General features: G+C 54.6%; 18 protein-coding genes. 3 read left to right on the top strand and 15 right to left on the bottom strand.

Annotated elements, in window-relative coordinates:
- Positions 1-116: 116 nt before the first annotated feature.
- Positions 117-2,120 carry an alpha/beta fold hydrolase gene (locus tag AAC019_RS05700; protein ID WP_339897653.1) on the bottom strand — a complete coding sequence of 668 codons (2,004 nt, stop codon included), beginning with the start codon at positions 2,118-2,120 and terminating at the stop codon, positions 117-119.
- Positions 2,121-2,244: 124 nt separating this feature from the next.
- Between AAC019_RS05700 and AAC019_RS05695 the strand changes: the two genes are divergently transcribed.
- Positions 2,245-3,507: a DUF2254 domain-containing protein gene (locus AAC019_RS05695; protein WP_339897652.1), complete on the top strand. Its 1,263-nt coding sequence runs from the start codon at positions 2,245-2,247 to the stop codon at positions 3,505-3,507.
- 35 nt (positions 3,508-3,542) lie between these two features.
- Here AAC019_RS05695 and AAC019_RS05690 read toward each other — a convergent pair whose 3' ends face one another.
- From AAC019_RS05690 to AAC019_RS05640, 11 genes are all read right to left on the bottom strand, one after another.
- A complete protein-coding gene (locus AAC019_RS05690) occupies positions 3,543-4,421 on the bottom strand; it encodes a chemotaxis protein (protein WP_339897651.1) in 879 nt (292 codons plus the stop codon).
- Positions 4,422-4,505: 84 nt separating this feature from the next.
- A complete protein-coding gene (locus AAC019_RS05685; protein WP_339897650.1) occupies positions 4,506-6,047 on the bottom strand; it encodes an efflux RND transporter permease subunit in 1,542 nt (513 codons plus the stop codon).
- A 68-nt stretch (positions 6,048-6,115) separates the two neighbouring features.
- A complete protein-coding gene (locus tag AAC019_RS05680; RefSeq protein WP_339897649.1) occupies positions 6,116-7,600 on the bottom strand; it encodes an efflux RND transporter permease subunit in 1,485 nt (494 codons plus the stop codon).
- Positions 7,601-7,614: 14 nt separating this feature from the next.
- Complete coding sequence (locus AAC019_RS05675) at positions 7,615-8,553, bottom strand: efflux RND transporter periplasmic adaptor subunit (protein WP_339897647.1); 939 nt, start codon at positions 8,551-8,553, stop codon at positions 7,615-7,617.
- The gene (locus AAC019_RS05670; protein ID WP_339897645.1) at positions 8,550-9,830 is read right to left on the bottom strand and encodes a TolC family protein; all 1,281 of its coding nucleotides are present in this window, start codon (positions 9,828-9,830) and stop codon (positions 8,550-8,552) included. Before AAC019_RS05670 ends, AAC019_RS05675 begins: the two co-directional genes overlap by 4 nt.
- A 529-nt stretch (positions 9,831-10,359) precedes the next feature.
- A complete protein-coding gene (locus tag AAC019_RS05665) occupies positions 10,360-11,481 on the bottom strand; it encodes a HupE/UreJ family protein (protein WP_339897644.1) in 1,122 nt (373 codons plus the stop codon).
- Positions 11,482-11,483: 2 nt separating this feature from the next.
- Entirely contained in the window at positions 11,484-12,704 is a 1,221-nt protein-coding gene (locus AAC019_RS05660) for a hypothetical protein (protein ID WP_339897643.1), read from the bottom strand.
- Between the two features lie 61 nt (positions 12,705-12,765).
- Positions 12,766-13,293: an Ig-like domain-containing protein gene (locus AAC019_RS05655; protein ID WP_339897642.1), complete on the bottom strand. Its 528-nt coding sequence runs from the start codon at positions 13,291-13,293 to the stop codon at positions 12,766-12,768.
- A 10-nt stretch (positions 13,294-13,303) separates the two neighbouring features.
- A complete protein-coding gene (locus AAC019_RS05650; RefSeq protein ID WP_339897641.1) occupies positions 13,304-14,893 on the bottom strand; it encodes a DUF4331 domain-containing protein in 1,590 nt (529 codons plus the stop codon).
- 356 nt (positions 14,894-15,249) lie between these two features.
- Positions 15,250-15,954, bottom strand: a complete 705-nt coding sequence (locus AAC019_RS05645; RefSeq protein ID WP_339897640.1) for an anti-sigma factor — start codon at positions 15,952-15,954, stop codon at positions 15,250-15,252.
- Positions 15,951-16,484: a sigma-70 family RNA polymerase sigma factor gene (locus AAC019_RS05640; protein WP_339897639.1), complete on the bottom strand. Its 534-nt coding sequence runs from the start codon at positions 16,482-16,484 to the stop codon at positions 15,951-15,953. Before AAC019_RS05640 ends, AAC019_RS05645 begins: the two co-directional genes overlap by 4 nt.
- Before the next feature lie 306 nt (positions 16,485-16,790).
- On the opposite strand from AAC019_RS05640, the gene AAC019_RS05635 reads away from it, so the two are divergent.
- Entirely contained in the window at positions 16,791-17,048 is a 258-nt protein-coding gene (locus tag AAC019_RS05635; RefSeq protein ID WP_339897638.1) for a Rho termination factor, read from the top strand.
- Here AAC019_RS05635 and dkgB read toward each other — a convergent pair.
- Both dkgB and AAC019_RS05625 read right to left on the bottom strand, forming a co-directional pair.
- Positions 17,042-17,857: a 2,5-didehydrogluconate reductase DkgB gene (gene dkgB / locus AAC019_RS05630; protein WP_339897636.1), complete on the bottom strand. Its 816-nt coding sequence runs from the start codon at positions 17,855-17,857 to the stop codon at positions 17,042-17,044. The two genes, AAC019_RS05635 and dkgB, sit on opposite strands and share 7 nt — an antisense overlap.
- Positions 17,858-18,291: 434 nt before the next feature.
- Complete coding sequence (locus AAC019_RS05625) at positions 18,292-19,095, bottom strand: putative RNA methyltransferase (protein WP_339897635.1); 804 nt, start codon at positions 19,093-19,095, stop codon at positions 18,292-18,294.
- 122 nt (positions 19,096-19,217) lie between these two features.
- Between AAC019_RS05625 and AAC019_RS05620 the strand changes: the two genes are divergently transcribed.
- On the top strand, positions 19,218-20,309 hold the full coding sequence (locus AAC019_RS05620; protein WP_339897634.1) for a CvpA family protein: 1,092 nt from the start codon (positions 19,218-19,220) through the stop codon (positions 20,307-20,309).
- Positions 20,310-20,387: 78 nt separating this feature from the next.
- Here the strand turns inward: AAC019_RS05620 and AAC019_RS05615 are convergent, their stop codons facing one another.
- Entirely contained in the window at positions 20,388-21,368 is a 981-nt protein-coding gene (locus AAC019_RS05615) for a malate dehydrogenase (RefSeq protein WP_339897632.1), read from the bottom strand.
- Positions 21,369-21,655 lie beyond the last annotated feature (287 nt).

The following is a 21,655-nucleotide window of genomic DNA, read 5'->3' as shown; positions in this document are numbered from 1 at the left end:
TGTTAAGGCCCCGCTGAGAGCGGGGCCTACTTGCAGTACTAGTTAGGCTGAGCGTTACTGGCTAGCCATCAATAAAATGGCCGAAAATATGCCCGTAGAAAGCCAAGCATATTTTATCAGCTACCCGATAGGTGAGGATCAACGAACTCCAAAATCGCTTTTAGCGTTTGCTGACGAGTTTCATTACTCTCCAAATAGTGGCTATCTTCGTCCAACTCGATAAAAGTGACTGGTTTGTTGGCATCCTCAAGCGCGTCTTCCATCTCTGTTGACTGCGCTTTTGGCACCACCGTGTCATTTTCACCATGAATCAACAGTACCGGCGCCTTGATTTTATCAACCGCATAAATAGGAGATATCGCTTTTAAATCTTCTTTTGAATACTCACCGTTAAACATTGAGCGCTCAAAGTAAGACACCACCCAGCTATTATCCTGACCGTAGGAGCGACGATCGTCGATCAACCCCTCCACGTCTGAGACGCCATTAATAGACACCGCACAGCGATACAACTCTGGCGTGTAGGCCGCGCCAGCGAGCGCCGCATAGCCGCCGTAGCTTGCCCCGACAATACAGACCCGATCAGCGTCAGCCAGACCGCCCTTGGCGAAGTACTCCACCGCGTCGGTTAGGTCATCTTGCATTTTACGGCCCCACTCGCCCCATCCGGCCTGGTAATGCTTGGCGCCAAACCCTGTAGAGCCACGAAACTGCGGCTGAACCACGAGGTAGCCCCGCGCCGCAAACGCCTGCGCCATCCAATCAAACGTTTTTCGATCGTAAGACGCCGGGCCGCCATGGGGGAAAATAATCGTAGGCAACCGGCGCGGATTATCCGCATGGGCCAAGGGTAAGGTCAGCAGCGTCGGGATCGTCAGGCCATCGCGCGCCTTAAAACTGTGCTCGACGACGGGCTGTACCATATCGGCACTCACCCGGGGACGGCTACTGGTCAAATACCGCAGTTTTTCTCCATCGGAGGCGAGATAATAGGCGCCGGAGGTGTCATCGCCGGATACCCACACAATTAAGTGACGCCAATCGGGGGTCGTGTCGCTCAACATGACATAACGGCCAGGAAACTGAGCGGTTATTTTATCTAAGTGAGCCTGTCTCTTTGCGTCAAACAACTGATACTCGGGCGTAAAACCAGAATACCAGACACCCTCCACAATACGGTTAAAATTGGTCACTAACCCGCCCACATCGGCGTCATCGCGACCGACGAGTTTTTCTGAGATTGAGCCATCACTCAGCGATAAGGTGTAGTAAGCAACCCGGCCCGTGTTCTGATCCGTTTTGAGCAGCACCAAGGATTGTAAATCCGGTGTCACGCCGCTAAAACTAACGTCGTCCAAGGTCTCCGTTTCGCGCGAATATACAGTCTCCCAGTCGCCATCACGCGGCACCTTAACCTCAAACAGATTCGTCTCATTATCGTAAACCGTTTGCGCCAGCACATTACCGTTACCGTCTATAAAATAGTCGAGCGTGTCGTAACTACCTTTGACGATTTGACGCGGCTTGCGCGGCGAATCAAGATTCACCCGCAACAGCGATAAATCGGGGCTGCGGTCATTTTTAGACTCTGGTACAGGCGCTGGCATATAGAGATACTGATTATCGCTGGACGCCCCAACCATTCGCCCCAGCCGGGTGGCGTACTCGGCAATCACGTCACCGGGACGTAGCAAACGCTCTAAATCGCCACTGTCGACATCGAATACAAAAGCGGTACTTAAATCAAAGGAGCCGCGATACCGATTACTAATGCGCCCATGGTCCGACGCCCACAACACCAGATGCTGTGCATCCAAAAAACGTAAACCGCTGGGGTTGATGTCCTCAACATTAAGCCCTGTGAGCATTTTATTTTCGGTTAGCGAGTAGACAATCACCATATCGCGCTCGGCGGTCAGCTTGCGAAACGCCACCCGTGTGCCATCGGCTGACAGAGCAATTTGCTGAGTTTCCGACATGGGGCCGTACGCTGAAACCACCTGATCAATGGGGGGTGTGGCGACTGGCTGATCGCCTTCGGCAGCGCTAGAGGCGTGTGCAAAGACCAAAAAGATTACACATCGGACACACTGAGCCAGTGCTTTTTTATATTTTTCCATAAACATCATCCACTTATGCTGTTATTGTTCAGGCAGCGATTCTAGCAAACAAAAGCCATTAGTCATACAAATCGGGGCGCCCCGGTATGACCTAAGCCTTAATACCACAGAACCGGAGTTCACCATGCTAACCAAACTCGGCTGGAAATTTTTAATGCTAAGCCGCGCCTTGTGGATGCGAACTCTGGCCTTTGCTATTCTCGCGGTAGTCACGGCGCTCATGGCCATCGCCTTAAAAGGTTTTATCCCAGAGTCCATCTCGGGCTTAATTGGCGCCGAGGCGGTTGATAAGATTCTCTCGATTCTCGCCTCCAGTATGCTGGCGGTTACCACCTTCTCGCTTAGCGTGATGGTGTCGGCCCACAGCGCGGCAGCCAACAACCTCACCCCCCGTGCGACGCGCCTGTTACTGGAAGATTCCACCACGCAAAACGCTCTGGCCACTTTTGTCGGCTCGTTTGTCTATTCCTTAGTGGGGATCATCGCACTGAGCACAGGGCTATACGGCGATCAGGGGCGAGTGATTCTATTTTTGGTGACCATTGCGGTGGTGGTGTTAATTGTAGGCACCATCTTGCTCTGGATTAACCATTTGGCTCGCCTGGGGCGGGTGAGTGAAATTGCCGACCGAGTCGAAAGTGCTGCCAGCGCGGCGATCAAACGGCGCGGGGAGCACCCTTGGTTAGATGGGCAACGATTGGATGACCTAACGGATATCCCCCAAAACAGTCATCCGATATACCCCGACAACACCGGCTATGTGCAACACATTGATATGCAGGCACTCAACCACTGGGCCACTGAGCACGAGGCCCAGGTGTATATCGTCTGTCTGCCGGGCAAGTTTGTTCATCCGCACCAAGCGCTGATGTACATCTCGCGCCCCGAACGGGAGGAGACTACAAGCACCTTGGTGAAGGCCATTACCATTGGCGATACTCGCTCATTTGATCAGGACCCGCGCTTTGGCCTGCTCGTCATGGCGGAAATCGCCTCGCGCGCGCTCTCACCCGGCATTAACGACCCAGGCACCGCCATCGAAGTGCTGGGCCGTGGGGTACGATTAATTAGCCAGTGGCAGGTGACACCTGAGGATGTGAGCAATATTGAAGTGCCGTATTCCGCTGTTTATGTACCGCGTATCGAACTGGAAGAATTGTTTGTGGATTTTTTCAGCCCTATCGCCCGCGATGGAGCCGGCCTGATAGAAGTGCAAATTCGCCTGCAAAAAGCGTTAGCCGCACTGGCGAGCAATGGCGATGATTTTGCTAAATTCGCGCGAGCTCAGTCGCACCGGGCGCTAGCATTGGCCAAACATGAGCTGCCACTAGCCGACGACATTGCAATACTCGAGGCGTTGGTACTTGATAAACCAACGCGGGATTAATGCACAGGACAAACTACAAGCTTACTAACCTTATGCTACTTAACCGCCCGCAGCATCGCGCTAATCAGCTCATTCACATCAAACTTAGTAAGGGCTTCATCCGCCCCCACCTGATGCGCCTGACTGACGCTAATCTCGCTGGAGATCGAGGTGTGCAAAATCAGGTAAGCCCCCGCCAATGCAGGGTCATCGCGCACGGCAAACGACAGTTCATAGCCATCCAACCCCGGCATCTCGATATCGCTCACCAGCAAATCTACCGGCCGGCCATTGCGCGCGTCGGCCTGCATCATCTCTAGCGCCTCGCGGCCATCGTCGGTAATCCGAAACGCAACCCCCAGCGCCTGTAGCGCATCGCCCAACTGTTTGCGCGCCACTGATGAATCATCAACCACTAAAATATTTAATGCTTTTAGCGCCGAGGCTTGTGCGGCTAAATCGTCGGCCGGTGGCGTGGCTGTGGCGATATCAAAGTTGGCAAAAATACGCTCAACATCCACCAGTTGCACCAGGGTGTCGTCTACCCGGGTAACGCCGGTTAAATAAGCGCTCTTACCCAGCTGACGCGGCGGTGGCTCGATATCTTTACCTTGCACCTGAACGATACGATCGAGTTTACGGACCAAAAACCCCACGCGTTTACGCTGGCAGTCGGAGACAATAATAAAACCGCTGCGCTGGTCTTCATCAGACAGGCTTTTACCGCCCATAGCAGCCGCCAAATCAACCACCGGCAAGGTGGCACCGCGGATATTGGCAGCCCCCAGAACGGCATGAGCAGACTCCGGCATGGGCCGGATTGGCGTGAAAGGAACGATCTCTTTAATTTTAAACGTACCCAAGGCAAACCGCTGAGTTGGTGTTAGCCAAAACAGCAACAACCCCTGAGAAATACTTTGAATATTGGTGTTCATAGCAAGCTCATAACGCTTAAGACATAGGCAGTATAGCAATGTTAGGCGCCACGTTTAGCCTCGCAGCGCCAAACTTGCACTCCTTTACGCCCGGTGGCTTGATTTTTCTTTGTCAGCCATAAACCAGGGGTACAGCGCCGGGATAACCAACAGGGTTAAGACAGTCGCGCTAACCAAGCCCCCCACTACCACGGTGGCCAAGGGGCGCTGTACCTCGCTGCCCGTACCGCCGGCAAACAACAGCGGAATAAGCCCCAAAGCGGTGGTCACCGCAGTCATCAATACCGGCCGTAACCGCGCACTGGCGGCCCTGACACAGGCGCGGGCCACGGGCACCCCCTGACGCACTTGCTCGTTTAGGTAACTCACCAACACCAGGGCGTTTTCCAGCGCAATACCAAACAGCGCGATAAAACCCACCGAGGCCGGCACCGATAAGCTCAGCCCCGCCAACCACAGCGCGACAATGCCACCCACCAGCGCCAAAGGGATATTGAGCATAATAAGCAGCGCATTCGGCAGCGAGCCAAAATTGATATACAACATCAGCAACACCAGAGCCAGGGTAATGGGTACGACAATCAGCAAGCGCTGGTTGGCTTTTTGCTGCAGCTCAAACTGGCCGCCCCATTTTACAAAGTACCCCGGAGGTAAATCCACCTCGCGGGCAATGGCGGCATTCGCCTCTTGCACAAACGAGCCGATATCCCGCTCGCGAATATTGGCCTGCACCGTAATAAAGCGCTGGCTGTTTTCGCGGGTAATTTGCCGTGGCCCGGTGACATACTCCACCGCGGCTAGCTCCTGTAGCGGCACCTGCATACCGGCCTCCGTGCGCACAGTTAACTGCTCGATCGCCTCGGCGCTGTCCCGCGCCGCTTTATTCAAACGCAGGTAAATATCAAAGCGGCGCACGCCCTCAAACACCTGCCCGGCTTTAGCGCCGCCCACCGCCAAAGCGATGGTATCTTGCACATCGCTCACATTAAGCCCGTAGCGGGCGATCTGCTCGCGATTGAGGGTAACTTTAAGTTGCCCGGTGCCCGCTATTTGATCTTTTTGCACATCCTGGGCGCCGCGAATACCACGCAACACCTGGGCGATTTGTTGCGCTTTATCGTCCAGAACCGCCAGGTCATCGCCAAACAGTTTGGCGGCTAATTCGGCCTTGGTGCCGGTTAACAACTCATCCACAGCCGCGGCAATCGGCTGGGTAAAGTTAAACTTAGCGCCCGGAAAATCGGCAAACGATTCACTCATGGCGCGGTACAAACCGTCTAGCGACTGAGCACTTTGCCATTCACTGTGCGGTTTTAAGGCCACAAATATCTCGGCGTTATTCACAGGGTCGGCATGAGCACCGACCTCGCCCCGACCCACACGGGTTACCACTTGCGTCACCTCGGGGAAGCGCTCCAGCAGTTGCTTTTCAAACAACAGCATAGAGGCACGAGCTTTTTCGAGCGAGATGGACGGCGACATAGTGGCGCGAATCAGCAAATCGCCCTCGTTAAAGCGCGGCACAAACTCAGAGCCTAAGCGCGGCGCAATCACCGCCCCCAGCGCCAACATCAATACTGCGATACCCACCGCAAGTGGCCGCCTTTGCACCACAAACCCAACCATACGCTCGTACCCTGTGCGAACTTTCCCTCGCGATTGAACGCTATCCTTGCCGCGAGCGTTAGTTTTTTTCATCCACAAAAAGCGGCGACCGGCGCTATCAGTAAAGCGTAAATCAACGAGCCCGCCATCGCTAAAGCCAGGGTATAAGCCAGCGGTTTAAAGGTCGCGCCCTCGACCCCCTGTAAGCTAAACAGCGGTAAAAACACAATAATAATAATGCTAATCGCAAATAAAATTGGCCGGGCCACAGCGTCGCAGGCGCCAAGCACCAACTGCCGGCGCGACTCTTGCGCGCCGCTTTTTAACTGCTGATCGATTTGCTCGACCACCACTACCGCGCCATCGACCATCAAGCCAATGGCAATCGCCAGCCCCCCTAGCGACATTAAATTAGCCGAAATCCCGAGCCACGGCATTGCAATTAACGCCACCGCCACTGAGAAGGGTATCGATAAAGCCACCACTAAGCTCGAGCGCACGCCGCGCATAAAGGCCACCAGCACCAGCACGACCAAGACCACGCCCTGTATCAAGGCGCTGGTTACCGTGGTAAGCGCCGCTCGCACCAATTGCGCTTGATCGTAATACGGGGCGACGGTAACACCCTTGGGCAAATTGGCGTTGATGTTGTTAAGCTCGGTTTTAACCGCGTCGATCACCTCGGCGGTATTGCTGCCGAGCAGTTTTAACACCATGCCAACAACGACTTCGCCTTTGCCATCTTTGGTGGTTAGGCCACGGCGAATTTCCCCGCCGATGACCAACTCGCCCAGTTGCTCTAAATACACGGGCGTGCCATCAATGGTTTTCACCACAATCTTGCCGATATCGTCCAGGTTGCGCGCGAGCCCCACCGAACGTATTAAATACTGCTCGTCATTTTTAACTAAAAACTGCGCGCCGGCATTGGCGTTATTGGTCTCGATGCGAGCTTTCACCTCAGGTAAAGAGACATCAAACCGCACTAACGCCAGCGGGTCGAGCTGTACCTGAAACTGTTTTACCTCGCCGCCAATTGAGAGCACCTCGGTAACGCCGGGCACCGTTTGTAAGTTAAACTTAACGATCCAGTCCTGAATCTCACGCAGCTCTACTTCACTGAAGTTTCCGCTGGTGTCCTCCAACACATAAAATAATATTTGCCCTAAACCGGTACTGATCGGGCCCATCACCGGATCACCAAACCCCGCTGGAATTTGATTGCGCGCTTGCTGTAAGCGCTCGGCCACAAGCTGGCGGGCAAAATAAATATCGGTGTTGTCGTTAAAGTAAATATTCACCACCGACAAACCAAAATTGGATACCGAGCGCACATGATCAAGCTCCGGCAAACCATTCATGGCACTTTCAATGGGGTAAGTTACATACTTTTCTACCTCCTCGGGTGCCAGCCCCTCGGTTTCCACAAACACCTGCACTAATGCCGGCGAGATATCCGGGTAGGCATCCACCGCCAGGTGGCGGTAAGCAAAATAACCACTCAACAAAACCGCCAGTGACAGCAACATCACCAATACGCGGTTATTAAGCGCACTTTCTAGTATTGATCGCATAACGCCTCCGCGGGTTAGTGATGATGGCCGGATTCAAGCTCGTCTTTTTCTAATTGAGCTTTTAAAAAGAATCCGCCGGCGGCAGCGTATTGCTGCCCGGCGGATAACCCCGCAACAAGCTCGACGTACTCACTATCACGGCGGCCCAGCTTTACCGGCTGTGCTCGCCAATGGCTCTGCTCTCGCACAAACACCACCGCTTGCCCTTTTAGGTCGATCACCGCCGTTTGCGGTACGCGTATCGCAACCGCAACATCCGACAGTGTTAGGTGGGCCGTGACAAACATACCCGGCTTCCAGCGCCCGTCTGGGTTGGGTAAAAATACCCGTGCCAACCCCGTACGCGTCGCCTCATTAACCAATGGCGCCACATAATCGATCGTCGCCTCAAGTGGCTCGCCGCCAAACTCGGTGGTCAAGCGCACGGCCATACCGGTATGAACCTTTGCCAGTTGTTTTGGGTAGAGGGCGATATCCAGCCAAAGACGGTTTAAATCGGCTATGACATAGGCGGTATCGGTAGGCTGAAGGTGCTCGCCCAACGTTACGTGGTGGTTTATCACCACGCCATCGATCAGCGACTTAAGCTCAAAGCTTGCCAGTGTGTCGGAGTTTTCCGCCCGCGCCAGCACTTGCCCCGCCTTCACCGTATCGCCAGTGCTGGCATTGACCTGGGTAATTTGCGCGGCAAAGCGCGGCGTTACATGGGCGACGGCCTCTGCGTTTAAACGCACCTCGGCGGGCAACGTGCGCTCCTCGCGAATGCGCCCGGCCGCGGCCGTTGCCAGTTTGCCACCCAGCTCGTCAAACACGCCAAGGGGCAAGCTAATGCCGTTGTCAGCGTGTTTTTCACTCGCGCTTTCTTGCGGGTGTTCGTGCTCGTCATGAGCCCCGGCCGCCATAGCGATCACGGGAATAAAGATTATTAATACCGAGCATAATAAACGGATCATGGGGTTGCCTCCGGCTGAGCAATAGTGGTGGCCGATAAAGCGGCTATCGGATCGAGCGGTTCGATATAGCGCTCCAGAAGGGTCATGGCATCGGCGGCATCGGCACGTAAGTCAAGCCGTTGTCGCTGCGCGCGCAGCAGAGAGTCCTGCGCATCCAGCACTTGCAAGTAACTGTAGCTGCCCCGCTCGTAGGCTTTACGGGTTGCGCTTAGTACGTTTTCAGCCGCCGGCAAGATGTCGGCCTCGAGCGTAGTCAAAGCCTGATCGGCCTGTTGCCAGCGGCGAAATGCCGCCAATACTTGCGCGCTGACTTGACGCTTTACATAGTCGGCGTCTTGTTGCGCAGCCCGCATTTGGGCGTAAGCACCATTGATACCGGCCTGATTATTATTAAAAATCTGCAGCGGGACGCTGGCACCCACGGTAAAGGCGTATTCATCGGAGGCGCTAAAACGGCGAACTCCGGCGGCCACCGTGACATCGACTTTGGCGTTGGCTTTTTCGAGGTTCACCTCAGCTTGCTGCGCGCGAATGTGTTGCTCGGCAATTTTTTGATCAATCCCAGAGTCGAGCGGCGCTAACGCTTGGTTGATGGTTAAGGGCTCGTTGATAAACAACAGGGGGCCCTCGGCCTCGATCACATCGGTGTGGTACATATCACCCCACAGAGCCGCCAGTTGTTGCGATGCATTAAGCCGCTGCTGGCGCATGCGGGTGAGCTCCAGCTCTGTGCTTTGCAACTGTAACCGAGCGCGAGCCAAATCATCGGAGGTGGCGGCGCCCGCCTCGTGCAAGCGGGCTACCGTTTGCGTGTTCTGACTAGCGAGCTGTTGCTGAGTTTGGGTAAGCTGCAACCGCTCTTGTGCCAGTAACACCCGGTTAAATTGGCGGCGCACTTCTTGACGCAACAAGCGCAATTGCCGCCGGGACTCTAACTGTTGCCCCGCCAATTGTTGCTCTGACAAGCGGCTTCTGGCGGCACGTTTGCCACCGCGCTCAAAAGTTTGCTCGGCCATCACAGCCGTCTCGGCCTGCCCCGCGCGCTCATACTCGCCCGAGCCATAGAGGTTTTCAGCCTCAAATATCAGTCTGGGGTTAGGGCGTAAGCCCGCCTTCGCGCGCTTAAAATCGGCCGCCGCTAACCTATTGTTAGCGGCACTTACTAACGGGTGTTGTTGCAAGACTTTTTGCCAGGTTTGCTCAAAGGTTAACGCGCGAGCGCTAGCCGTCGCACCGCTGGCCATCAATGCCAGCAGCAATATCGCATAAAATTTCATAGTAATATCCACTGATTAACAGGCGCATCGCCATGGGCGATACGCAAAACGTAGCATTAAACAATCAGAGGATTAAACGATGGGAGGGCGAAACTCAGGGGCTACCAACGGCGGAACATAGTGGGCGCTGTACCCCCACCCTACGATAAGCTCGAGGGCAATGCCGGGCAGAGCCAGAGATTCATTAAGGTATTTAAAATTGTGGCCATGACAGCAGTGATGATGACAGCTTGGCTCGTCGCTGGTGCCCGGCTCACCCAGTGGCGTAGAGCGTGCGCGTCTGCATCGCCATCACCTACCAGATGTTGATGGGACGCTTCACCGGATACCTCGTGCAGCACATGCGCGTCTGCCGCCGCCAAAGTAGACTGCGCCAGAATAACGAACATCAATAACTGTAAAAGCCGTCGATACATGTGTAAGAGAAGGTCTCGAATCCTGTTGTATTCATCAAATAACCTTCAGGACTTTATCAAACAGACCCTATGATTACCAGTTAATGGCAAACAAACGCTCTGCCTGCGACCACTTAAAGCCGCTCAAGCAACCAGTTTGCCCCCACTAAAGCAATTATCAACGAGCCTGCGGGCATAGCAAAGCGCCAGTACCAACGGCAATTGCGCACCCACATTAATAGCGGCAACACCACCAGGATAATCGCCAGCTGGCCTATCTCGACACCGAGGTTAAAACCCAGCACCGCCATAAACCGGCCGTTAGGTGGCAAGCCAAGCTCGCCCAACACTCCGGCAAAGCCCATGCCGTGCAATAACCCAAAGCCAAACGTTATCCAGCCAAGGCGTAACACGATGGGCACAACATTATTTAATGCAGCCAAAATTACCGTAGCGGCAATGCTTACCTCGACCCAGCGGCTCGGTAAACTGATCAAGTCCAAGGCGGTCGCGGTTAAGGTAATAGAGTGCGCCAGAGTAAAGGCGGTGACGATGCCCAACGTCTGCCACAGTATAACGCGCTTTGAGTGCTGCCCCTCCCAGCGGGGTGCACGGCCATAATCGTGACGCCTAACCAGTACGCAACCGAGCAGTAAACACAGTAAAAATAAAATATGGTCCAGGCCAATTAAAATATGGACAACGCCCTGATACACATACTCGACAAAGCCTGGCCACTGACCATCGGTTACGGTTAACTCGACGGTGGGAGAGCGCTCACTAAGCACCCGGCTTAAAGCGGCGCCTTGATCCGGGGAAACCAGATTTAGCAGCAATTTATGATCGGGATCGACATCAAACAATCCTTTATAGGTTATCTGTAGTGGCGCCGCCGACTCACACTGCACTTGTAAAGGCAGCCACACATAAGCCTCATTGTAATGCTTATCGATTTGCCACTTGGGTAGCACATTAACGTCGCAGGCCCCTTCACGGGTACTGACCGTAAAGGCCTGTAGCGCCAGAGAGGTAACCGATTTATCGCCCGCCTGCACTTCGCCCCAGGTTAATGCGCCATCGCGATTCGTATCGAGCCCGACAGCACGCTCCAGGTCAAACAGGCGCCATTGCAGCTCACCGCGATAGGTGCCGGCGCGTTCATCAAGTGGCTGCAGCGTGAGATAACCGGTACTGATTTGATGGGCAAACGCGTGTGAGCTTAACAATAAAAAAAGCAGTGTTAATACAATTCGCACAATCAACCCTCGCTTTGAGTAATGGGCGCGCCGCCGGCCAATTGTTCAGCGCGTCGCAGCAGTTCGTTGTCGGTATACTCACGCGAGCTCAGCGTGTTTAACGTTGCCCAGTGCAGCGCACGTGCAGCATTGGGCTGTAAATCTAAATAGTAACGCGCCATTTGTGCGGCGTGCTCTCGGTCGCCCCGCGCTTCACGCAGTGCGACACGAGCCTGCATCAATGCCTGCCAGCGTAATGCCGAAGCGTTGGTTGCCCCCTGTAAGCTTTGCGGCTGTTCGCCGCGCTTTTCGTTAGCGGCAGCACTCGCTGGTGTCATCGCTTTTTCGGCAATGGCTAAACGCAGTAACAAGGCATCGTCCACCACCCCGGTCGCCTCAACCACCGGGGCCAGAGTTTGCAACACCTCGGCGTTATTACCCAGTGTCAGCTGGGTATCGGCCCACTGCGCTAAGTAGTTGGTACTGATTCGAGGGTTAAAATTACTCAGCCATTCAGCGGCTTGCGCCGGTTGGTCGAGGCGGGTGGCCATATCGGCCAATACTTGTGCCAGCCACGGGCCTCTTTCGTCATTAGGCACGCCTTCGCGTTGGATTAACGCGCTCAGCTCGCGGTAACTGTCTTGCAGTGATCCGCCCTGCTCTGAGTCAATATAAGAACGCGCCTCCAGCGAGCAGCCGGCTGCGGTTAATAAATCGGTTTGGCCTAACAGGGCCAGACAGTGTTCCCGGGCAAACTGAGGCTGCCCCATCACAAGGTTAATTCGCGCCGCCATCAGGCGACCGGCAACATGGTTGGGTGCCTGATCAAACAGGGTGTCCAGCTCTTGCAACGCTTCTTTAAAGCGGTGGCTGTGTTGCAACACATTGGCGTGTAGCAACCGGTACTGTTGCCGCTGCGCACGATTATCCGGCAGTTGATTGGCCAGCGAGGCCAAAGAGCGCTCGGCCAATTGATAGCGGTAGCTTTGCCCCGGCTTACCGGCACCGGCTAATTGTTCGGCCGCTCTTGTTAGTGCCAATGTGGTGGTAGCTTTATTTACTTCTGGTATTTTTAATGGGGCATTTATTCGATCAACAGCTTCGCCCCAGTTGGCCAGCACTTCATCGCTATCGGTGGGCGTATAAGGTGCAGCATTTAACGGTAGCGCCGCACTTAACAGCAGCAAACTGCATGCAGATGACACCAACCGTAACAAGATTGCCATGTGATTTTTATATTGCATGTATGATCTCCGTAAGCCCTACTCCGGGCGTTATGGGCCCGGAGCAGAGCAATCACATCCTTTAGTCAGCGGCTTGTATCAAGTCGTCATAGGCGTTGTCTTGCGTAACGTCTTGCTCAAACTCGCGACCATTAACCGGCAAAGGCTCGTCCATTGCCTGCTGGTTAAACACCGAGCGACTGTAAGTACTAAACGAAACCTGCATAGCCTCGATAGTAATACTTACCTCCGCCGCACCCGAGGTGGCTTCACCATCAGATGCGGTAAAGCTAAAGCTGTCGGTACCGGTAAAGGTGGCTGCCGGCGTGTACATAAAACTGCCGTCAGCCTCGACCATTACCTCACCATTGCTCGGCTCGTTCATCACCATAAAGCTCAGTGCATCGCCATCGGCGTCAGTGGCTGACAACCTATCCGTCAGCACAGTGTCGGCCTCGGTGGTAAAGTTTCCCGTCTCTGCCATCGGCGCCTGGTTCTCCGGCTCAGGCATAGGCTCGGGGTTATAATCGTCGTCATCGTCGCTGCCACAGCCGGCCAACAGCAGGCTACCGGTCAGCGCAATTAATGCGGTGCGTGTAATGCTGTTCATAGTGTCCTCCTTACTCAGACCCGGCGATGGGGTCGGCCAGATAGGGGAATGAAGCGTCCATCATGCCAGCATTAAGCGGGGCGCCATCGGTAAATGGCACCGTACCTACCACGGCATCTTCCGGCGCACAAAGGCCAAGATCAGTATCCTCACCGGCAACGGGTATTGGATGACACAAGCGGCCCATGACCACCCGCAGCGCGATATCCACCACGTCATCACCAGGGCGACGGCCGTTGGGGAAGCCCGCTAAGTCATCACCTGCCACACCAAAAGCCGATTGCTGATCGGCCGGCACTGCCGCAATGCCCGTGTTTAAACGCAGCATCTCAGAGGGGGTAACCGTAGCCTGCTGGTTAACGCCTTCAAAACCGGTCAAAAAGGCCGTGACTAAATCTAACCGAGGGAAGTTTGTTGGCGCCAGAGTCGCAAAATCAGTATCCAGCGTTTGATTCACCGCATCTTTAAACAAGATGTTTAACAGCTCTGGCAAGCTTGGGTGCGTGACATAATCGGCAAACTGACCATCGTCTTTTGGCTCGCTGGCCGAGAAGGTATCTTTGTCTTTTAGGCCAATCACTAACTCATTAACCAGTGGGCTACCCAGACGCGACACTTGCGTTAGCGCGCCGCCGTTAACTTCAGGCTTGTCGAAATCAGCCATGGGGTTAAGAATGCGCGCTTGCGGCAAGCTGGCGCTTGTCCAACTACCGATTACACCATTACCCGAGCCGGTAACACAGCTTTTGGGCACTTCGATGGCGAGCGCCGTAACGTTTTTCCAACGCAGGTCATCGTTTTCCATCGACTGAGTAATACCGCCGGGAAAACCACCGCCATCACCGGCACCGGCGGCACTGTCACCTTCAACCGGAACGTAGTTAACCAAGTCAAAGGTTTTACCGAGATTAACGGTGAAGGGATCTTTACGTTGACCGACAAACACCCGGGCGTTCATATCGCAGCCAGGCAAGGCGACTTCATGCACAAAGCTGTCGGCGTACTCAGCGTAACCGTCTTCCGAGCCAAAGGTTTTGTTACCGATGTAATCGAGCGGCTTGCTAAACATGGCACCACCACCGTTGGCCTCTTCCAGCTCCATGGCCGTACCGGTACGACGATCACCGCTAACCATGGTTACAGAGTAGTGCTCAGAAAAGTTGGCATTGGCCTCGTTGCCGGCTGAGATACCACCGACGTTTTTAAGCGGTACCGCGATGGATTTTTTCTCACCTTCGGCGCCGACCTCTAGTGCAACGCCTTCACCATCAGCTGGCAGCATGGATGAGAAGCGAAATTGAAAGGTAATGTCTTCTACCGCATCGCCGTCGTTATCCACATGAATGCTGTAAACCGCGGCAGGGTCCATCGCAAAATAGTTTGGGCCGCCGTAGGCGTCTTGCAGTGGGATGTAGTTAGCAATAATGGTGACATAGTCGCCACGCCCTGCTTCATAGCTGTTAAAAGCGTAAAAGTCAGTCGAATCTACGGTGGGCATTCGGGTGATGTTGGGAGCCTCACGGTGACTCGAGGCGCTGGCACCCATTGCTAAGCTGCCGCAAATCGCGGCAATGGCACAGGTTAATTTATACTTTTGCATGATCTTCTCCTTAAATTTCATGAACGTCACTGTCCTAACGGATGAGATCAGCTATTGGATGCCTTTTTTTTAAAAAACCTCGAAGTTTTTCTAAAAAAACTGCCTGTAAAAATTATTTTAGGTTTTTAATAACATTAATGCGGTGCTTTGGATTTTAACATTTCGAATCGAAATCATTAAGTAGAGAGCGGATTACGGATTACGGATTACGGATTACGGATTACGGATTACGGATTACGGATTATAAAAATTTTGCGAGCTACCGTCCCTTAGCGCCTCACGTTACATCATTGATACGTGGGGCGCTTTTAATAGCGACGATGCTCGCAACAAAAAGCTTTTAATGCACAGCGCCGTTAGAGTGTTACCAACTGCGACGTGTACAGAACCTGGCTCGGAGAGCCGCTGGGCGAGCCGCCTAACGGCTCTAAACTGACCGCCAGCGCCGCCACTTGCACCTGATCAAACAGCTGATTGCGGGCCAGGGTAAGTTGACCATCTTTGGGCAGCAACCCCAGCGAGACCGGCGCACGACCGTCGGCCGCCACTAACCACAACTCGTAATCTTTACCTGATACCGGGCTAAACTGGTCGGTGGCCTGCACCCGTATATCCGTCTCTGTGAGTTCGACCAACCATAGCGCCTCCGACTGAGTACCCTGAATCACCGCCACTTGCGATGGCACGCTGGGCACCCCCACCTGCCCCCACCATAGGGTAACGGCAAGAGCCACTGCGACAATACTCGCGGCGCTGGCCAACCAGGGCCACACCATGGCTGGACGACGTTGCCTGCCCGATAATGGGCTAACCTTGGCGCCCGTGTTTTGCTCAAAGCCAAGACGTCGCTGAATAGCATGCCATACACCCGGAGCCGGTTGACGCTCGGGCAGTGCCGCTCCCAAAGCGTTTAAATGCCGCTCCCAGCGCCACAGCGCCTGACGCATGGGCCGGTGTGCGATGAGCAGCCCCTGATAACGCAAACGCGCCGCACCGTGCAAAGTGCCCAGTACATACTCGGCTGACAGGCCGTTTTTTCGCTCTTCGGTAAGATAGTTCATCGCTCAAGGCACCTCTTTAATGTTTGTAGTCCGCGACGTATCCAGCTTTTGATCGATCCCAACGGCGACCCGGTATGCACGCACAGCTCCGAATGCGTTAAACCGCGAAAATACGCCAGCTGTATCGTTTGCCGTTGCGCTTCGTCCAGCGTGTCCATGCACTCGTCGATATGCGCTCGTTCGCGCGCATCAAACAGCGAGACCTCTGGGGTATGGTCGGTACTCTGTTCATGGTCCAGGTCACCGCGCTCACGCTTGTAAGCCGCCGAGCGCAAAATATCCAAAGCCCGGTAGCGGGCAATACTCACCATCCAGACAAGCACCGACCCCTTATCACTGTGATAGTCGCAGGCGTTGTGCCACACCCTTACGTAGGCTTCTTGCATAGCTTCTTCGGCAAGGTCCTTGCGCTGCAACAGCTGTAAGCACACCGCGTACAAACGCCCCGATGTGCTTTGGTACAGTTCGGCAAATGCCTGTTTGTCACCCGTTGCCGTCGCGCTAAGCAACTTTATATGATCCGATTCCATGGGGTCTCCCGCAGCTATTATGTTTTGGTTGATCGCGATTGTGGCTTTGTATGCAGTACGAGGGCAAGGCTGCCTTTGGATGCATTCTGACGCAATTAAGTATCATTGATTTACCTACTGTGAGCACAATGGATATGAAAATTTTGCACAAATGTGTAAATCATAAAATCACAGCCCCGTCTAAAACCGTGAACTGGCAATAATCTTAGCCGCAGATAAGTAACAGCGCACAAAAAATCTGGAAGGAATTATGCATCGCCCTAATTGTGATCAGCGACCACACTGAACGCTAACGGGAGAAGCACTATGGCGACTAAAGATTACGGCCCAAGCATTAAAGACGATGAACAGTATCAAGCCCTGCGCCGTGAGGGGGCGAGCAAAGAGAAAGCGGCACGCATTGCCAACGCACCGCGCCACCGCACAGGCGTGCGGGGCGGGCATGCCCCGCCCTATGAGCAATGGACTAAAAAAGAGCTTTACCAGCGGGCGGCCGAGCTAGATATTAGCGGCCGCTCGACGCTGGATAAACGGGGCTTGATTCGCGCGCTGCGCGATCACTGATCCCACGCGGGTGAGAATGGCGGGTTGGCCACCCGCTCGCCGCGATCCAGCTGATCGATGCGGGCGATATCATCAGCGCTGAGGGACAGCTCCAGAGCCTCCAGATTGGCTTTTTGATGGGCCGGCTTGGTGGATGAGGGAATGACGATGATGTTTTTACTGGCCACCCAAGCCAAAGCTACTTGCGCGGCAGTCGCCTTGTGGTTAGCGGCAATATCCTGCAATACAGGCTCATCCATCACTTTACCGACCGCGAGCGGCATATAACCGGTAACCTGTAGCCCCTTAGATTGACAGTGCTGCACCAGTTTAGTGTTAGCCAACAGCGGGTGGACCTCAATTTGATTGGTCACTATGTGCTTACCTGCGGGCAAGCTCAACGCCTCGTCAATCTGCGCAATGGTAAAGTTGGATACGCCGATCGCACGGGTCAAGCCCATCTCGCGAGCTTTATCCAGCGCGCCCAGATACTCGGCCATGGGCACTTCACCATTAGGTGAGGGCCAGTGGATAAGCGCCAGGTCGACGTAATCCAATTCAAGTTTCGCCAAACTCTCACGCAAAGCGGCAATAGCATCATCGCCCCGCAGCCGGTCAAACCAGATTTTGGTGGTAACGAAAATTTCTTCGCGCGGTATCTGGCTCTCGCGGATGGCACGGCCCACGGCGGCCTCATTGTCATACATTGCCGCCGTATCGATATGACGATACCCCAGCTCCAGCGCCGACTTAACCGACGCAATCACCACATCATCCTGTAACCGAAACGTCCCCAGCCCCGGCTGAGGTAAAGCAATAGCAACCGACATAATCTTCTCCTGATGATTAACTGTGCACATTAAATGGCGACTCGCTGGCGGTAACTCAAGGGCGCTTTACATTAGTTAATAGGACTGCTCGTCATACACAGCGGCTCACCACAAACGCCGGGCACAAAAAAGCCGAGCGAGCTCGGCAAGAGGGTTTTACAAAACTAAAAAAATAAGACGCTAAGCGCGAGCCTGACCACCTGAGGCGCGGCAGTAAGCGGGCCGGGGCACCCGATTAACAGCCTATTAAAGCTGAAGAGGCTGTCAGCCATCGTTGTTGAACTACATAACGCCCCCAAGGTCGTTACCGGGCTTAACCGGCAATGATTAAAGCGTAGCCCACGCTGGTCATTTTTTTCGTTGATCTATGAGGGCCTGTTAACACTGGCGCCATTATACACATAATGGACAAAAAGCACGCCGCAATATGTGTTTTAGCTCTTACGGTACACCTGAATGCTCATATCGACCGTATCGTGTAATTGCGTTAGCGCCAGCAGCGAAGCCTGCTGGGACGGGCTAGAGCTCCAGTAATGCGGGGTCATTTTTAGCAGGTTGGCGATCTGCTCGCTACCGTCAACGGTGATAGCAAAGCGCAAACGCTCCTGACTCACCAGGTTTAGCCCGGCAAAATAGTCCTCTTGCTTGGCGCTGCGGTAAGGCCGAACCTCGTCGTATAGCGCGGCACGTAACCGGGGCAAGTGATCCTCCCCGGGGCCGACAAAAATGACCACCCCCCCGGACTGCAGTACACGGCTAAACTCGGCCTCATCGACAAAGCAAAACACCGACAGCACCGCATCGAACACCTCATCCATATAGGGCAATTCCGCGACACTGGCAATACACCAGTCAATACGTTTGCTGCGCCGGCAAGCGGCTTGTATGCCCTCTTTAGAGATATCCACCCCCGCCACGCTAACCCCCTGCCCGGCAATACACTCTGCGTAATAGCCCTCGCCACAGCCGGCATCCAACAACCGCTGCACCTTGTGCTCGCCACACAACTGTTGCAGGCGGTCAGCCAACGGTTGATAAAACCCCTGAGACAAAAACTCGCGCCGGGCGTTAATCATCATTTTATTGTCCCCCGGCTGCTTCGAGCTCATTTGATGCGCCAACAACAAATTGACATAGCCTTTGCGGGCAATATCAAAGCTGTGGTTTGCCGCACAGCGGTAGGTTGCACCGGTACGCTCAAGCGGTGCGTGGCAGCTGGGGCAGCGGTAATGATTCATATTGTGTCTCTTAACAGTTTCGGGGTGATAGCGCGCCGGGCTTTTCGTGCCATTGTCTGGAACACTGGGTTGGCGTGAGATAAGATTCTCGCTTCTATAACGACAATGAACTGGACAAACCTATGGGTGTATCAGCCGTAATCTTTGGCATCGCCACGGCATTTTTTGCCATTCGCGGATATTTTAATGGCTTTTGGGGGTCACTGGCACGCATCGTTTCATTGGCAGGCGCCTACGCCGCCACCTTTTATTACAGTAAAGACGTTGCCGAGCAGGTCAAGCTGCACACCCCGCTGGACGGTATTGCCGCTTACATTGCCGGGTCTCTGGCGCTGTTTTTTGCCGTACTGGTGGCCATTCGCCTGGTGTTTTGGATCCTGGTGAAACTCACCCCCTCTCAGGGGGAAGACGCCCCCGGCCCGCTATCGCGCCTAGGGGGCGCCGCGGTGGGCGCGTTGGCTGGCGCCTTGGTGGGCTTGCTGCTGGTGTATTTATTTGGCGTCTATGATGCCGCGCAAAACCTGAAAAAAGATCAACCCTCCCAGGCCGCGACCCCGGTAGACGATGCCGCCCGCGCACTGATCAGTAAGTCGGCCGGTGGTTTAGTAGCGCTCTCGGGTAAGAGTGACAATGCCGTGCGTATTACCGAGTCGATGGTTGCCACGCCGGTAGAAAGCCTCGATCGGGTTGCCCGGGTGAGCAACAACCCCGATATGCGCCAGCTGATAGAAGACCCACGCGCGCAACGGCTGATGCAGCAAGGCGAGGTGGACGAGCTGATGCGCATACCGGCGTTTAGGCGCCTAATGGAGGACGAAGACCTACGCCGCTTAATGCACGATGCCGGGATGGACATCGACAACCGCAACGACGCCCGCGAGACGGCTAAAAAAATCGCCATTGGCTGGCAGCAGTATCAAATTAAAAAAGACGACCCACGGGTTAAAGCGATTTTGCAAGATCCGGAATTTCAGCGTCAGGTTCAGGCCGAGAATAAGCTCCCGCTGTTGATGAACCCCAAGGTGAATCAGCTGGCAGAGATTATATTTGTCGAAGGCGCCAGTACCCTGGGCCAGGTGCAAGCCGACAGTGAATACCGAATTGAGGACGCCGACGAAAGCGATGGCACGGTGGATGAGTCGGGCAAAACCATTTATCGCCACACCGATGAAAATGGCCGCACTTACTATTCAGACCGCCCTCAGGGCGAGTGACCCTCGCGGAGCCGCCGTAAAAACAAAAAAGCCCGCCTGAGCAACCTCAGGCGGGCTTTTTAACGTGCTTGTTACCGCTTATGGCAGCAAGTCGGCAACCGCGTCACGCTCTTCGCGCAACTCTTGCTCGGTAGCCTGCATACGGCCTTTCGAGAACTCGTTGTTCTCTACGCCTTGCACGATTTCCCAGTCGCCGTTTTTGCAAACGCATGGGAACGAGTAGATCAGGCCTTCTTCGATGCCGTAGCTGCCATCGCTGTATACGCCCATGCTGACCCAATCGCCCTCAAGAGAACCCAGCGCCCAGGAGCGCATGTGATCGATTGCCGCGTTAGCCGCAGATGCAGCAGAAGACGCCCCACGGGCTTTAATAATCGCCGCGCCGCGCTGCTGTACGGTCGGGATAAAGTCGTTCTCGTACCAGCTTTGATCGATCAGGCTCATAGCGTCTTCACCGGCCACAGTCGCGTGGTGAACGTCCGGGTACTGAGTGGCCGAGTGATTACCCCATACCACCAGATTTTTAACGTCTGTGATGGTTTTGCCGGTTTTTTGTGCCAGCTGAGTCAGGGCACGGTTGTGATCCAGACGCATCATAGCGGTGAACTGACGGGGGTTAATGTCCGGTGCGTTGCGCTGCGCGATCAGAGCGTTGGTGTTAGCAGGGTTGCCCACTACCAGCACTTTAATATCGCGTGAGGCGTGATCGTTGATCGCCTTGCCTTGTACCGAGAAGATAGCGGCGTTGGCAGAGAGCAGATCTTTACGCTCCATACCCGGTCCGCGCGGGCGGGCGCCTACCAGCAACGCGTAATCGCTGTCTTTAAAGGCAACGTTTGGATCGTCGGTGCAAACCATACCGGCCAGCAGCGGGAAAGCGCAGTCGTCCAGCTCCATAGCGACGCCTTTTAGGGCTTCCAGCGCAGGAGTGATTTCCAGCAATTGCAGAATAACCGGTTGGTCTTCGCCCAACATGGCGCCAGAGGCGATGCGGAACAACAGGGAATAGCTGATTTGACCAGCGGCGCCGGTGACGGTAACTCGAACGGGTGCTTTCACTTTATTTCTCCGTAGTTTGCAGGCTTAAGCGGGGTTGCCGCACCGCCTGTCAGTGAGGTAATTGATCCGGCTAAGGCGGCGAACCTCGCAGAACCCCTAACCGGCGCCCAAGGTTGAGGACGCAGCCGGGTTCTCGCAAGGCTGGCAAGAGTTGCGCTAGCCAGAGGACCAAGACGGGAATGACGGTTAGGGCGTTAAGGCATTACCACGTCTGGACGGGCCGGTATTATAGGCTATTGAGAGAAAATTTCATCTATGGTGAGCCCGCCCACCCTGTCAGCCCGGAT

The organism is uncultured Gilvimarinus sp. (assembly GCF_963975215.1).
Classification (GTDB): Bacteria; Pseudomonadota; Gammaproteobacteria; order Pseudomonadales; family Cellvibrionaceae; genus Gilvimarinus.
Note: the sequence above shows the minus strand (reverse complement) of the source record. Positions and strands in the feature narration are given on the sequence as shown.

Bases quoted from the DNA above. Each gene is read 5' to 3' on its own strand.
- AAC019_RS05685 (WP_339897650.1), bottom strand. From the start codon at position 6,047: ATGGTTGGGTTTGTGGTGCAAAGGCGGCCACTTGCGGTGGGTATCGCA.
- AAC019_RS05700 (WP_339897653.1), bottom strand. From the start codon at position 2,120: ATGGAAAAATATAAAAAAGCACTGGCTCAGTGTGTCCGATGTGTAATC.
- AAC019_RS05670 (WP_339897645.1), bottom strand. From the start codon at position 9,830: ATGAAATTTTATGCGATATTGCTGCTGGCATTGATGGCCAGCGGTGCG.
- AAC019_RS05695 (WP_339897652.1), top strand. From the start codon at position 2,245: ATGCTAACCAAACTCGGCTGGAAATTTTTAATGCTAAGCCGCGCCTTG.
- AAC019_RS05620 (WP_339897634.1), top strand. From the start codon at position 19,218: ATGGGTGTATCAGCCGTAATCTTTGGCATCGCCACGGCATTTTTTGCC.
- AAC019_RS05655 (WP_339897642.1), bottom strand. From the start codon at position 13,293: ATGAACAGCATTACACGCACCGCATTAATTGCGCTGACCGGTAGCCTG.
- AAC019_RS05675 (WP_339897647.1), bottom strand. From the start codon at position 8,553: ATGATCCGTTTATTATGCTCGGTATTAATAATCTTTATTCCCGTGATC.
- AAC019_RS05640 (WP_339897639.1), bottom strand. From the start codon at position 16,484: ATGGAATCGGATCATATAAAGTTGCTTAGCGCGACGGCAACGGGTGAC.
- AAC019_RS05650 (WP_339897641.1), bottom strand. From the start codon at position 14,893: ATGCAAAAGTATAAATTAACCTGTGCCATTGCCGCGATTTGCGGCAGC.
- dkgB (WP_339897636.1), bottom strand. From the start codon at position 17,857: ATGTCGGTTGCTATTGCTTTACCTCAGCCGGGGCTGGGGACGTTTCGG.
- AAC019_RS05660 (WP_339897643.1), bottom strand. From the start codon at position 12,704: ATGCAATATAAAAATCACATGGCAATCTTGTTACGGTTGGTGTCATCT.
- AAC019_RS05635 (WP_339897638.1), top strand. From the start codon at position 16,791: ATGGCGACTAAAGATTACGGCCCAAGCATTAAAGACGATGAACAGTAT.
- AAC019_RS05680 (WP_339897649.1), bottom strand. From the start codon at position 7,600: ATGCGATCAATACTAGAAAGTGCGCTTAATAACCGCGTATTGGTGATG.
- AAC019_RS05625 (WP_339897635.1), bottom strand. From the start codon at position 19,095: ATGAATCATTACCGCTGCCCCAGCTGCCACGCACCGCTTGAGCGTACC.
- AAC019_RS05645 (WP_339897640.1), bottom strand. From the start codon at position 15,954: ATGAACTATCTTACCGAAGAGCGAAAAAACGGCCTGTCAGCCGAGTAT.
- AAC019_RS05690 (WP_339897651.1), bottom strand. From the start codon at position 4,421: ATGAACACCAATATTCAAAGTATTTCTCAGGGGTTGTTGCTGTTTTGG.